This is a genomic window from Pseudomonas sp. KD5, assembly GCF_012932895.1.
Taxonomy (GTDB): domain Bacteria; phylum Pseudomonadota; class Gammaproteobacteria; order Pseudomonadales; family Pseudomonadaceae; genus Aquipseudomonas.
Map to the genome: position 1 here is coordinate 170,808 of NZ_JDWJ01000012.1, position 13,237 is coordinate 184,044.

The 13,237-nt window shown below is 60.4% G+C and carries 10 protein-coding genes; 5 read left to right on the forward strand and 5 right to left on the reverse strand.

The features are described from left to right. Positions 1-3: 3 nt before the first annotated feature. The 4 genes from AF70_RS24810 to uvrD all read right to left on the reverse strand — a co-directional run bounded on the left by AF70_RS24810 (position 4) and on the right by uvrD (position 4,308). Positions 4-411 (reverse strand): SMI1/KNR4 family protein, encoded by a 408-nt coding sequence (locus AF70_RS24810; protein WP_007934432.1) that lies wholly within the window; start codon positions 409-411, stop codon positions 4-6. 135 nt (positions 412-546) lie between these two features. Continuing rightward, positions 547-1,416 carry a Tim44 domain-containing protein gene (locus AF70_RS24815; protein WP_019651287.1) on the reverse strand — a complete coding sequence of 290 codons (870 nt, stop codon included), beginning with the start codon at positions 1,414-1,416 and terminating at the stop codon, positions 547-549. 179 nt (positions 1,417-1,595) lie between these two features. Then, the gene (locus AF70_RS24820) at positions 1,596-2,036 is read right to left on the reverse strand and encodes an EamA family transporter (protein WP_007934436.1); all 441 of its coding nucleotides are present in this window, start codon (positions 2,034-2,036) and stop codon (positions 1,596-1,598) included. Between the two features lie 88 nt (positions 2,037-2,124). Then, on the reverse strand, positions 2,125-4,308 hold the full coding sequence (gene uvrD / locus AF70_RS24825) for a DNA helicase II (RefSeq protein ID WP_028940102.1): 2,184 nt from the start codon (positions 4,306-4,308) through the stop codon (positions 2,125-2,127). 259 nt (positions 4,309-4,567) lie between these two features. Between uvrD and AF70_RS24830 the strand changes: the two genes are divergently transcribed. From AF70_RS24830 to AF70_RS24840, 3 genes are all read left to right on the forward strand, one after another. Then, positions 4,568-7,441, forward strand: a complete 2,874-nt coding sequence (locus AF70_RS24830; RefSeq protein ID WP_019580378.1) for an EAL domain-containing protein — start codon at positions 4,568-4,570, stop codon at positions 7,439-7,441. Positions 7,442-7,576: 135 nt separating this feature from the next. After that, positions 7,577-8,443, forward strand: a complete 867-nt coding sequence (gene hexR / locus AF70_RS24835; RefSeq protein ID WP_017850032.1) for a transcriptional regulator HexR — start codon at positions 7,577-7,579, stop codon at positions 8,441-8,443. 215 nt (positions 8,444-8,658) lie between these two features. Then, positions 8,659-8,871: a PA3496 family putative envelope integrity protein gene (locus tag AF70_RS24840; protein ID WP_019020903.1), complete on the forward strand. Its 213-nt coding sequence runs from the start codon at positions 8,659-8,661 to the stop codon at positions 8,869-8,871. On the opposite strand, the gene AF70_RS24845 is transcribed toward AF70_RS24840, so the two are convergent. Further along, entirely contained in the window at positions 8,813-9,775 is a 963-nt protein-coding gene (locus AF70_RS24845) for a LysR family transcriptional regulator (protein ID WP_007934452.1), read from the reverse strand. The two genes, AF70_RS24840 and AF70_RS24845, sit on opposite strands and share 59 nt — an antisense overlap. Before the next feature lie 190 nt (positions 9,776-9,965). Between AF70_RS24845 and AF70_RS24850 the strand changes: the two genes are divergently transcribed. Further along, complete coding sequence (locus AF70_RS24850; RefSeq protein WP_019580379.1) at positions 9,966-11,381, forward strand: acetyl-CoA carboxylase biotin carboxylase subunit; 1,416 nt, start codon at positions 9,966-9,968, stop codon at positions 11,379-11,381. An 11-nt stretch (positions 11,382-11,392) separates the two neighbouring features. Continuing rightward, positions 11,393-13,201, forward strand: coding sequence for a sodium-extruding oxaloacetate decarboxylase subunit alpha (gene oadA / locus AF70_RS24855; RefSeq protein ID WP_028940103.1), 1,809 nt, complete (start codon positions 11,393-11,395; stop codon positions 13,199-13,201). The last annotated feature ends 36 nt before the right edge of the window (positions 13,202-13,237 follow it).

The window sequence follows — 13,237 nt, forward strand, 5'->3', positions numbered from 1 at the left end:
AAATCAGCTTTCCAGCCAGACGTCCCGTGCCCAGTGCCAGACCGATTCCCAGGTTTCTTCGGCGAGTAACTCTTCTTCGGCCAGCCACAACACCACGGTGCCGTCTTCTTCGACGCAGTAGTAGTTGTCACCGTCCTGGCAAATCGGGATCAGGCTGCGATCAACACCAGCGTCCCAGGCGTTGGCGGCAACGTCCGGCAGGTAGGTGTGGGATTGCGGGTCGGTGACGGTCACCGGCTCCAGGCTGCCGTAGACTACATCGCTGACGGTCAGCAGGAATTCTCTGAATACGAAGGGAATGTCGATGAACAGTTGTTCTTCGATTTCTACCAGCAGATCTTCGTCGGGCAACTCCAAGGGGACCGGTACCGGTTCGTTGGCTTCACGCAGTTGTTCGATGATTTCTTCCACGTCCGGGATCCTCTTGCTTGATGGCGCGGTTTAGTTGGGGCGGTTTATACAGTAGCTCGCTATAGATGCAACCGTGAAATAGAAAACCCCGGCAGAGCCGGGGTTTTCATTACAGCATGCGAAAGCGCGGAGTTATCAGCCGTTCTGGCGGATACCTGCTACCAGCCAAGGCTGGTTTTCGCCCTGTGGACGTTCCATGTTCCAGCTTTCGCTGAACACTTCGCCCTGGTCGAAACGCGAGGTCTTCGACACGCCGCTGAAGGTCAGGGTGGCGATGGTCTTGTCCGCACGGTCATCAACGCCGTCCAGTTGTACCTGGAGGTTGTCGATGTAGGTCGACTGGAAGCCGTCGCCCAGGTCGGCACGTTCGCGCTTGAGGAACTCCAGCAGTTGCGGGGTTACGAACTCGGCGATCTTGTCCATTTCGTTGGCGTCCCAGTGCTGTTGCAAGGACTGGAAATGGTTGCGTGCGGCTTCGACGAAGCGCTCTTCGTTGAACCAGGCCGGAGCATTGATCACTGGGCGTGCGGCAGGTGCAGCCGAACCGCCGAAGATCGAACCCATGGCAGGCTTCTGCTCGAACACTTCACGTTGCATCGGCGCGCCGGCCGGAGCCAGGTGCTCCTGCTGCTTGCGACGACGAGCGGCAATGAAGCGGAAGACCAGGAAGGCGATGACCGCCATGATCAGGATGTCGAAGAACTGCATGCCCTGGAAACCGCCGCCCATGAACATGGAAGCCAGCAGGCCACCGGCCGCGATACCGGCCAGAGGGCCGAGCCAGCGCGAAGCACCGCCGGCCTTGGCGGCAGCGCCAGCGGCACCGGCCGCGCCGGCAGTGGCGGCTGCACCGCCCACGCCAGGAGAAGAAGGAGCCATTTGGCTGGTCTGGTGAGTCGGCGCAGCGCCGACACTCTTGCCGCCACCAAAGCGCTTGGCGTTGGCGTCCAGGCTCATCGTCAGGCCGATGCACAACGCCATGGCGATGCTAAGAAAACGTTTCATAAAGGGAATTCCCATTTGTGGATGGCACGCGCGCCATGTTGCACAGCTGAAGTGTCACTGGCTAGCGGCAGAGTGTTTCGGGCTTTTGCCTGACAGGTTCTGTTCAGCTTCAGTCTGCGCAATAAGGCCTGTTAACGTTCGTCAGTAGGACGAGTGGATAGCTTCTGTAGGAAGGATGCTTAGCGCCGCAGCGCCAGCATGACGACACCGGCCGTAATCAGGCCGATTCCGCCCCATTGGCGCAGGTCGAGTTTTTCGCCCAGCAGGATTACGCCGAGCACCGCCACCAGCACCACGCTGAGTTTGTCCACCGGAGCGACCAACGAGGCCGGCCCCAGTTTCAGCGCGCGGAAGTAGCAGATCCACGAGGCACCAGTGGCCAGTCCCGACAGCAGCAGGAACAGGTAGCTCCTGGCCGAGATCGATCCTAATGACTGATATTGGCCCGTGGCGTACAAAATCAAGGCCAGGCTGACCAAAACCACCACCGTGCGCAGCAGCGTGGCGAAGTCCGAGTTGACGTTTTCGATGCCGATTTTGGCGAAGATCGCGGTCATGGCGGCAAACGCCGCCGACATCAGGGCCCAGAATGTCCAGGAAGAAAAGAAACCCGAGCCCATGCTTTCGCGCCTTTCATAAGATCAATCTGAAACAAAGAACCTTGTGGGAGCGAACAGGCTCGCCCCCACATTAAATCACTGGCAGGTTTTAGATCGCTTCCAGCTTGGCGTAACCGAGCATCAGCCACTTGCTGCCTTCGCTGAAGTTCACCTGCACCCGCGCCTGAGCACCGGCGCCTTCGAAATTCAGGATCACACCGTCGCCGAACACCGAATGCCGCACAGTCTGGCCGAGGCTGAACCCGGTGTCCGGGATCTCGCTGCCGCCGAACAGGCTGCTGGAACTCTGCTGCTGGCCACCGCCGAACGGACGGCTGACGCTGTTGGACAGTCGCACTTCCTGGATCAGGCCTTTGGGCACTTCACGGACGAAACGCGACACCTTGTTGTAGGTCTCGCTGCCGTACAAGCGTCGGGTTTCAGCATAAGTCAGCACAAGGTTCTGCATCGCCCGGGTGATACCGACGTAGGCCAGACGCCGCTCTTCTTCAAGGCGGCCGGGTTCTTCCAGGCTCATCTTGTGCGGGAACAGGCCTTCTTCCATGCCCACCAGGAACACGTAAGGGAATTCCAGGCCCTTGGCGCTGTGCAGGGTCATTAGCTGAATGCTGTCTTCGTGCTCGTCGGCCTGGGTGTCCCCGGCCTCCAGCGAGGCGTGGCCGAGGAATGCCGCCAGTGGCGATTGCTCTTCGTCCTCTTCCGGGTTTTCGAAGTTGCGCGCGGCGCTGACCAGTTCCTCAAGGTTTTCTACCCGGGCCTGGCCTTTCTCGCCTTTTTCCGCCTGGTGGTAGGCGATCAGCCCCGACTGCTCGATGACGGTCTGGGTCATCAGGTGCAACGGCATTTCCATGCACTTGGCGGCGAGGTTCTCGATCAGTTCCATAAACGCCCCAAGAGCACCGGCAGCGCGCCCGGTCAGGCCCTTGTTGGCCACCAGCTGACGCATGGCTTCCCACATCGACACGTCGCTGTGGCGCGCATGATCGCGAATCGCTTCGACGGTTTTTTCGCCGATGCCACGGGCCGGAACGTTGATCACCCGCTCCAGGGCCGCATCGTTGCCACGGCCTTCCAACAAACGCAGGTAAGCCATGGCGTTCTTGATTTCTGCCCGTTCAAAGAAGCGCTGACCGCCATAAATGCGGTACGGGATGCGCTCGCGCAGCAAGGCTTCTTCCAAAACGCGCGATTGGGCGTTAGAGCGGTACAGAATCGCGATATCACTGCGAGCCAAGCCGGTTTTCAGCGCGCTTTCAATGGTTTCAACCACGTAGCGTGCTTCATCGTGTTCGTTGAACGCGGCGTACAGATTGATCGCTTCGCCTTCGCCACCATCGGTCCACAGCTCTTTGCCCATGCGCCCGGTATTGTTGGCGATCAGGGCGTTGGCGGCCTTGAGGATCCCGGCGGTGGAGCGGTAGTTCTGCTCCAGACGAATGATCTCGGCATCCGGGAAGTCGTCGGAATACTGATAGATGTTCTCGATTTTCGCGCCGCGCCAGCCATAGATCGACTGATCGTCGTCGCCGACCACCATCAGGCTGTCGCCACCCTTGGCCAGCAGACGCAGCCAGGCGTACTGCACGGCGTTGGTGTCCTGGAACTCGTCCACCAGAATGTGCCGGAAGCGTTTCTGATAATGGGCGAGCAGGCCCGGGTGGTCGCGCCACAGATCGAGGGCGCGCAGCAGCAGTTCGGAGAAGTCGATGACGCCGGCGCGCAGGCACGCAGCCTCGTAGGCTTCATAAATGCTGCGCATGGTCGCCAGGAACAGATCGCCGCTGGCTTGAATATGTTGTGGACGCAGACCTTCGTCTTTCTGCCCGTTGATGAACCACTGGGCCTGCCGGGCCGGCCAGCGTTGCTCGTCCAGGCCCTGCTCGCGGATCACCCGCTTGACCAGCCGTTGCTGGTCGTCGCTGTCGAGAATCTGGAAGGTCTGGCTCAGGCCCGCCTCTTGCCAGTGCGCCCGCAATAAGCGGTGCGCCAGGCCGTGGAAGGTGCCGACCCACATGCCGGCCGGGTTGATACCCATCAGCTGCTCGATGCGATGACGCATCTCGGCAGCGGCCTTGTTGGTGAAGGTCACCGACAGAATGGAGTGGGGCGAGGCGTTTTCGACCTGGATCAACCAGGCGATACGGTGCACCAGCACTCGGGTTTTACCGGAGCCAGCACCGGCCAGGACCAACTGACGACCCACGGAGGCAGCTACGGCCTGGCGTTGGGCATCGTTGAGGGAGTTCAGCAGAAGGGAGAGATCATCGCGCATCGGGGCATTCTAGGGTGCGCCGTCACACCGGGCAAACCGAGCTTTGCCTTAGCCGATGAAAGAAGCATCGACGATGACCGGTTGGTCACTGGCTGCAAGCAGGGACGGGGCTCGCCTGGCGGCTTTTGCGCCGGATGCGGGCGACTAAAACTTTTGTCTATTTTATGACCTGAGGCAGTTTGGTCCGGGCATTTGCTTGTGTATGCTCCGTCCACAATTCGGGCTCGCATGCTCAACTATAAGAACAAGAACATCGCCTATGACCCTCAGCTCCGACCTGTCGGGCCCCTCCGTGGAGCCTCGGGCTATCCGCAAACAGTACGCCATGGAGATGGCGGTCGAACGCACGCGTCTGCTGTACCAGGGCTCGCTCTTGCCGACGCTTTTCATGTTGATCAACGGTCTGGTCTGCGCCGGGTTGCTCTGGAGCCCGCAGCGTTACTTCGTGGTCAGCGTCTGGCTGATCTGGTTGCTGTCGCTGGTGGCGTTGCGAGTGATTCAGGTCGCGGCCTTCGATTCGGCGATTCCCCACCGTCAGGCCCATCCGATCTGGCGTCGCATGTTTCTGCTCGGTTCGGCGATGACCGGCCTGACCCTGGCCGGTGCCGGCATCGCGCTGGTGCCCGCTGACAATTTCATCCAGCAAGCGTGGGTGTTCGGCCTGATCGGCGCCGCGGCCCTCTCGGCCAGCGTCGCTTATGCGGTCAGCCTGCCAGCATTTCTATCCTTTACCTTGCCCTGTCTGTTGCCCGCCATCGGCTATCTGTTCTGGGGCGGCGATGAACAGGAGCAGGGCTGGGGCTGGTTCGGGCTGATTCTGCTGGGCTCGTTGAGCGTGGTCGCCTGGCAGGTCAATCGGTTGATCGATCAGGGTTTGTTGCGGCGTTTTCAAAATCAGGCGCTGATCGAGCACTTGCAGCAGGCGCAAAGTCGCAGCGAGCAACTCAATCACGAACTGGCCAGGGAAATCGACCAGCGTCGTCGCGCCGAAGAAGAATTGCGCGAAACCCAGGTCGACCTTGAAAACCGGGTCGCCCAACGCAGTCTGGAACTGGACGCGGCCAACCAGGCCTTGAGCAAGAGCGAAGCGCGGCTGGCGCTGGCGTTGAAAGCGAGTGAGCTCGGTTTGTGGGACTGGAACCTGCAGACCGACGAAGTTCATCACACTCAGCTCCAGGAGTTGTTCGGGCTGGAGCCGGAATACGTGACGGCGATGCTCCGCCACCTCAAGCCGAGGCTGCACCCCGACGACTTGCCAGCGCTGAAGCGGGCGCTGGTCGAGCATTTGAAGGGCCGCACCGAGGATTATCAGATCGAGTACCGCGTTCGGCATGGCGATGGCCATTGGGTCTGGATCGAGGACCGTGGTCGAGCGGTCGAGCGCAGTGAAAACGGCCGGGTGATCCGCATGGTCGGCACCCGCCGCGACATCAGCGCCAGCAAGCACCTGGAAGAACAGCGCCAACTGGCGGCGACGGTGTTCGAGGCGGCCAGCGAAGGCATCGTGATTTTCGACCCGAATTACGCACTGATCGCAGTCAATCAGGCTTTCAGTCGGGTGACTGGCTATGAAATCGGCGACATGCTCGGGCGCAACGTGGTCGATTTGCCTTGCAGCCGCGACGCCCGTCGGCATTACGCGGCGATTCGTCAGGCGCTGGAGCAGCACGGTAGTTGGCAGGGCGAGTTGGTCGAGACCCGCAAGAATGGCGAGTTGTATCCGCAGTGGCTGCAACTGAATGCCGTGCGCGATATGCGGGGAAATGTCAGTCATATTGTTGGCTTCTTCGCTGATCTGTCCGCTCGGCGTGAATCCGAAGAGCGTATGCGCTACCTCACCCATTACGACGAGCTCACGGGGCTGGCCAACCGGTCGTTGTTCCGTGAACGACTGAGCGAGGCTCATCAGCGGGTGCGCCAGGGCGGTCGACGCAGCCTGGCGTTGTTGCACATCAATCTGGATCGCTTCAAGCTGCTCAACGACAGCCTCGGCCACGAAATCGCCGATCAGCTGTTACAGAAAATGGCCCGGCGGTTGGTCAATGCGTTGCCGGAAGCAGACACCATCGCCCGGTTGTCAGGCGATGAATTTGCGGTGCTGTTCGACGCCTACGGCAACCTGTCGAGCCTGGCGCGCGTGGCGACCCGATTGTCGACCAAGCTGCGTTTGCCGATCACCGTCGAGGGGCATGAACTGGTGATGAGCGCGTCCATGGGCATCAGTCTGTTGCCGGACACCGCGCGGGAGATTTCCGCGCTGGTCAGCCAGTCGAACATGGCCATGCAGCATGCCAAACACTTGGGCGGCAACAACTTCCAGTTCTATACCGACAGCCTGCAGGCCAGCACGCTCGAGCGTTTGCAGCTTGAGAACCAATTGCGCAAAGCCATCGAAGAAAAGCAGTTGAAGGTGTTTTATCAACCGAAACTCTGCCTCGCCACCGGTCGGCTGAATGCTGCCGAGGCGTTGGTGCGCTGGGATCACCCGACCCTGGGTCGAGTGCCGCCGGGGGATTTCATTGGTCTGGCCGAGGAAACCGGACTGATCAACGCTATCGGCGAGTTCGTATTACGTCAGGCCTGCTGGCAAGCCTGCGAATGGCAGCGTCAGGGGCTTGAGCCGATTCGGGTGTCGGTCAATCTGTCGGTGCATCAGCTGCGTCAGGGGAAACTGGTCAGCCTGGTGCGTCAGGTGCTGGAGGAAACCGGTCTGGCGCCGCACTACCTGGAACTGGAACTTACTGAAAGCCAGTTGCTGGACAGCGTCGAGCACATCATCGCGACCTTCCAGCAATTGCGCGATCTGGGGGTGAAGCTGGCGATCGACGATTTTGGTACCGGGTATTCGTCTCTGAGCTACCTCAAACGTATTCCTGTGGATTACGTGAAGATCGATCAGGCATTTATCCGTGGGCTGGGGGAGAGCAGTGAAGATGCGGCGATCACCCGGGCGATTATTGCCATGGCCCATGGTCTGTCGTTGAAAGTGGTGGCTGAAGGCGTCGAACGGCCGGAGCAGCTGGAGTTTTTGAAGGTCGAGCATTGCGATGAAGTGCAGGGTTATTGGATCAGCCGTCCGGTTGAGGCTGCTGACCTGGCTGAGCTGTTGCGCGCGGACGAAAAAACCTCGTAGGTGCTACATGGAGCATATGTCGCGTGATATGGGGACATAGAGTTACGCATTGAGCAGGCAAAAAGCCGATTCATGTAGTATAACTACAAGCGTGCTACATCCCCGGCAACTGCCAATAACAAAGAGTCCAGCCCCTTGAATCTGCTGCAACACATCGCCCAGTCACGCCACCTGTTACGCAAGTCGGAGCTCAAGGTCGCCGACCACGTGCTGCTTGATCCTGCGGCGGTGATGCACAGTTCCATGGCCGACCTGGCCCACAGCGTAGGCATCAGCGAGCCGACCATCGTGCGGTTTTGCCGCGCCATCGGTTGCTCCGGGTTCCAGGATTTGAAACTGAAGCTGGCGCAGAGCCTGGCGGCCGGCGCGAGCTTCGGGCAATTCGCGATCCATGAAGACGATTCGGTTGCCGACTACAGCCTGAAAATCTTCGACACCACCCTGCACACCTTGATGGAAGTTCGCGAGAAACTTGACCCGGTAGCGTTGCAGAAAGCCGTGACCGCGATGTCCCAGGCCCAGCGTGTCGAGTTCTACGGCTTCGGCGCCTCCGGTGCGGTGGCGGCGGATGCCCAGCACAAGTTCTTCCGTTTGTTGCTGACTGCGGCGGCGTATTCCGACCCGCACATGCAGGCGATGTCGGCGGTGACGTTGAAGCCGACCGACGTGGCGATCTGCATTTCCCAGTCCGGTCGCTCAAAAGACCTGTTGATCACCGCCAACCTGGTGCGCGAAAGCGGCGCCACGCTGATCACCCTGTGCCCGAGCCAGACACCGTTGGCCGAGCTGTCGACCGTCAACCTGGCGATCGACGTGCACGAAGACACTGAAATCTACACGCCGCTGACGTCGCGCATCGCCCACCTGGTAGTGATCGATGTGTTGGCGATGGGCGTGGCCATGGCTCGTGGGCCGAGCCTGGTCAATCACTTGAAAAGCGTCAAGCGCAGCCTTCGCAGCTTGCGATTGTCGCCAAAGTCAGTAAAAGCGCTGGACGATTGATTCTGGCTGGAATTGTGGCGAGGGAGCTTGCTCCCGCTCGGCTGCGCAGCAGTCGCAAAATCTTAGGGCCGCTTTGCGAACCAGCGGGAGCAAGCTATCTCGCCACAGGTTCGCGGTCAGCCAGTGAGTTTCATCGTTCTGTAACCCTCCCGCCGCCAAACCGTCATCCCTCGCGCCTATCTTGAAACTCCCGTACTCGCCTTGGGAGACTCGAAATGGCCCAGCCCTACGAAGAACGCAACAGCGCTGTCAAAACCCGTCGTCAGCAAGAAGACCAGCGCCGCATGGAATTTCGCCGCGCCATCGAAGATCGCTGCGAGCGCCGCCAGCTTCTGGCCGAAATCGGCGAATTTCCCGACGACCTCGAACTCAACTACTGGCAGGCAGCACCGGTAACTTCCCGTCGAAACGCTCAACCAGTGCGCTGATTTGCGCCCGTTCGCTGCGGATAAACGCAAGGAATGCGTGGGCCACCGGCGATAGCCGTTTGGCCTTGGCCTGCACCAGGCACCAGCTACGCAGCAGCGGCAGCTCCTCGACCGGTAGCTCAATCAGGGCGCCGGTCGCCAATTCAAGGTTCAGGGCGTGGCGCGTCAGCAGCGCCAGGCCCAGACCCGCCAGCACGCATTCACGCTGAGCTTCCGCCGACGCGACCTCCTGGGTCTGGGTGAAGTGCACGCGCTTCTCTTTGAAATACTCCTCGCAGGCCAGCCGCGTGCCGGAACCGGGTTCGCGCAACAGCAGCGTGTAGGGCTCCAGATCCTGCAAGCGCAGCGGCCCCATATGGCACAGCGGATGATCCGGCGGCGCCACGGCTACAATCGGGTTATTGAGGAACGGCAGGAATTCCAGCCCCATGTCCTGGGGGACCATCGACATGATCACCAGATCGTCACGGTTATCCGACAGGCGCCGGATGACCTGGCCACGGTTGACCACCGTCAGGTGCAGGTTCACTTCCGGGTGCTGGCGCTTGAACGCGGCAAACAGGTGCGGCACGAAATACTTGGCGCTGGACTCCACCGCCAGTTTCAGCTGACCTTGCAATGAGCCTTGCATGTCCGACAGCTGCATATCGAGGTTTTCCAGGCGGCCGAAAATGTCCCGGCTGGCGCGCTGCAGCGCTTCGGCCGCCTCGGTCATGTAGAGCTTTTTGCCGACGTAATCGAACAAGGGCTGACCGATCAGCTCTTCGAGTTGACGAATCTGTAGGCTCACGGCAGGTTGTGTGAGAGACATTTCGTCGGCTGCGCGGCTGTAGGACCTTAAATCGCACACCTCATTGAAGATCTGCAATTGACGCAATGTCATACGCATCAATGACTTACGCATTTTCTATAAATCCTGAGCGAAGGCTGATGACTCAACTATAAGTCTTTGCTTATGCCTGACCCAATTATTATTCATTTTTGTTAATCCCTTGCGAGAGCTAGTGTGGAGCTGCGACTGAATTGAAACATTTGGTCACGCGTCGACCTGTCTAATCGGGTCGTGGGTGCCACCGGCTCAAGGGAACCTCCAAGTGATAAAAAAGATCCTGATTGCCAACCGTGGTGAGATTGCCGTACGAATCGTGCGCGCCTGCGCCGAGATGGGCATTCGCTCGGTCGCGATCTATTCCGACGCCGACCGTCATGCTTTGCATGTGAAGCGTGCGGACGAGGCCCACAGCATCGGTGCCGAACCACTGGCCGGCTACCTGAACCCGCGCAAGCTGGTGAACCTGGCGGTGGAAACCGGTTGCGATGCGTTGCACCCCGGCTACGGCTTCCTTTCGGAAAATGCCGAGTTGGCGGACATCTGCGCCGAACGCGGAATCAAATTCATCGGCCCGTCGGCGGAAGTCATTCGCCGCATGGGCGACAAGACCGAAGCGCGCCGCAGCATGATCAAGGCCGGCGTGCCGGTCACACCGGGCACCGAAGGCAACGTGTCGGGCATCGAAGAAGCCCTGACCGAAGGCGACCGCATCGGTTACCCGGTGATGCTCAAGGCTACCTCCGGTGGTGGCGGCCGCGGCATTCGTCGTTGCAACAGTCGCGAAGAACTCGAACAGGCCTTTCCTCGGGTGATTTCCGAAGCCACCAAGGCTTTCGGTTCGGCGGAAGTGTTCCTGGAAAAATGCATCGTAAACCCGAAACACATCGAAGCGCAGATCCTCGGCGACAGCTTCGGCAACGTGGTACACCTGTTCGAGCGTGACTGCTCGATCCAGCGTCGCAACCAGAAGCTGATCGAGATCGCTCCGAGCCCGCAACTGACCCCGGAACAGCGCGCCTACATCGGCGACTTGTCGGTGCGTGCAGCCAAGGCCGTGGGTTACGAGAACGCCGGCACCGTGGAGTTCCTGCTCGCCGAGGGCGAGGTGTACTTCATGGAGATGAACACCCGGGTGCAGGTGGAACACACCATCACTGAAGAAATCACCGGCATCGACATCGTTCGCGAGCAGATCCGCATCGCATCCGGTTTGCCGCTCTCGGTGAAACAGGAAGACATCCTGCACCGTGGTTTCGCGCTGCAGTTCCGGATCAACGCCGAAGACCCGAAAAACAACTTCCTGCCGAGTTTCGGCAAGATCACCCGTTACTACGCGCCCGGTGGTCCCGGTGTGCGCACCGATACGGCGATCTACACCGGTTACACCATTCCACCGTTCTACGATTCGATGTGCCTGAAACTGGTGGTCTGGGCGCTGACCTGGGAAGAGGCGATGGACCGTGGCTTGCGAGCCCTCGACGACATGCGCGTGCAAGGGGTCAAGACCACTGCCGCGTACTACCAGGAAATCCTGCGTAACCCGGAATTCCGTAGCGGCCAGTTCAACACCAGCTTCGTTGAAAGCCATCCTGAACTGACCAACTACTCGATCAAGCGCAAACCCGAAGAGCTGGCCCTGGCCATCGCCGCCGCCATCGCCGCCCACGCAGGCCTGTGAGGAATATGACAATGTCCAAGAAGATCCATGTAACTGACACAATCCTGCGCGACGCCCACCAATCGCTGCTCGCCACCCGCATGCGCACCGAAGACATGCTGCCGATCTGCGACAAGCTCGACAAAGTCGGCTACTGGTCGCTGGAAGTCTGGGGCGGCGCGACCTTCGACGCCTGCGTACGCTTCCTGAAAGAAGACCCGTGGGAGCGTCTGCGCCAACTGCGCGCCGCGTTGCCTAACACGCGCCTGCAAATGCTCCTGCGTGGCCAGAACCTGCTGGGCTACCGCCACTATAGCGACGACGTGGTCAAAGCCTTCGTCGCCAAGGCCGCGGTCAACGGCATCGACGTGTTCCGCATCTTCGACGCCATGAACGATGTGCGTAACCTGCGCGTGGCCATTGAAGCGGTGAAGGCTGCTGGCAAACACGCCCAGGGCACCATCGCCTACACCACCAGCCCGGTGCACACCATCGAGGCTTTCGTGGCGCAAGCCAAGCAAATGGAAGCCATGGGTTGCGACTCGGTGGCGATCAAGGACATGGCCGGTCTGCTGACCCCGTACGCCACTGGCGAACTGGTCAAGGCACTGAAAGCCGAGCAGTCGCTGCCGGTGTTCATCCATTCCCACGACACCGCCGGCCTGGCTGCGATGTGCCAACTCAAGGGCATCGAAAACGGCGCCGACCATATCGACACCGCGATCTCCAGCTTCGCCTGGGGCACCAGCCACCCGGGTACCGAGTCGATGGTCGCCGCCCTTAAAGGCAGCGAGTTCGACACCGGCCTGAACCTGGAACTGCTGCAAGAGATCGGCCTGTACTTCTACGCCGTGCGCAAGAAGTACCACCAGTTCGAAAGCGAATTCACCGCCGTCGACACTCGCGTGCAAGTCAACCAGGTTCCGGGCGGGATGATTTCCAACCTGGCCAACCAGTTGAAAGAGCAGGGCGCCCTGAACCGCATGAGCGAAGTGCTGGCGGAAATCCCGCGCGTTCGTGAAGACCTCGGCTTCCCTCCGCTGGTGACCCCGACCTCGCAGATCGTCGGCACCCAGGCGTTCTTCAACGTGCTGGCCGGCGAGCGCTACAAGACCATCACCAACGAAGTGAAGCTTTACCTGCAAGGCGGCTACGGCAAGGCGCCGGGCACTGTGAACGAAAAGCTGCGTCGTCAGGCCATCGGCAGCGAAGAGGTGATCGACGTGCGTCCGGCCGATCTGCTCAAGCCGGAGATGACCAAGCTGCGTGCCGAAATCGGCGCCGTGGCCAAGTCTGAAGAAGACGTGCTGACCTACGCCATGTTCCCGGACATCGGCCGCAAGTTCCTCGAAGAACGCGCAGCCGGCACCCTGACGCCAGAAGTGCTGCTGCCGATTCCTGAAGCGGGCGGCGTGGCGTCGGCCGGTGGTGAAGGCGTGCCGACCGAGTTCGTCATCGACGTTCACGGCGAAACCTACCGCGTCGACATCACCGGTGTGGGCGTCAAGGCTGAAGGCAAGCGCCACTTCTACCTGTCCATCGACGGCATGCCGGAAGAAGTGGTGTTCGAACCGCTCAACGAATTCGTCAGCGGCGGCAGCAGCAAGCGCAAGCAAGCCACTGCACCGGGCCACGTCAGCACCACCATGCCGGGCAACATCGTCGACGTGCTGGTCAAGGAAGGCGACACCGTGAAAGCCGGCCAGGCCGTGCTGATCACCGAGGCGATGAAGATGGAAACCGAAGTCCAGTCGGCCATCACCGGTAAAGTCACCGCCATCCACGTGGCCAAGGGCGACCGGGTGAACCCGGGCGAGATCCTGATCGAGATCGAAGGCTGAGTTAACAGCCTCGATATACCGCTTTAAACCTCGGGG

What these genes read in the sequence shown, in the direction of transcription:
- oadA (WP_028940103.1), top strand. Translation starts at nt 11,393, where the DNA reads ATGTCCAAGAAGATCCATGTAACTGACACAATCCTGCGCGACGCCCAC.
- AF70_RS24815 (WP_019651287.1), bottom strand. Translation starts at nt 1,416, where the DNA reads ATGAAACGTTTTCTTAGCATCGCCATGGCGTTGTGCATCGGCCTGACG.
- AF70_RS24830 (WP_019580378.1), top strand. Translation starts at nt 4,568, where the DNA reads ATGACCCTCAGCTCCGACCTGTCGGGCCCCTCCGTGGAGCCTCGGGCT.
- AF70_RS24840 (WP_019020903.1), top strand. Translation starts at nt 8,659, where the DNA reads ATGGCCCAGCCCTACGAAGAACGCAACAGCGCTGTCAAAACCCGTCGT.
- AF70_RS24820 (WP_007934436.1), bottom strand. Translation starts at nt 2,036, where the DNA reads ATGGGCTCGGGTTTCTTTTCTTCCTGGACATTCTGGGCCCTGATGTCG.
- AF70_RS24845 (WP_007934452.1), bottom strand. Translation starts at nt 9,775, where the DNA reads ATGCGTAAGTCATTGATGCGTATGACATTGCGTCAATTGCAGATCTTC.
- uvrD (WP_028940102.1), bottom strand. Translation starts at nt 4,308, where the DNA reads ATGCGCGATGATCTCTCCCTTCTGCTGAACTCCCTCAACGATGCCCAA.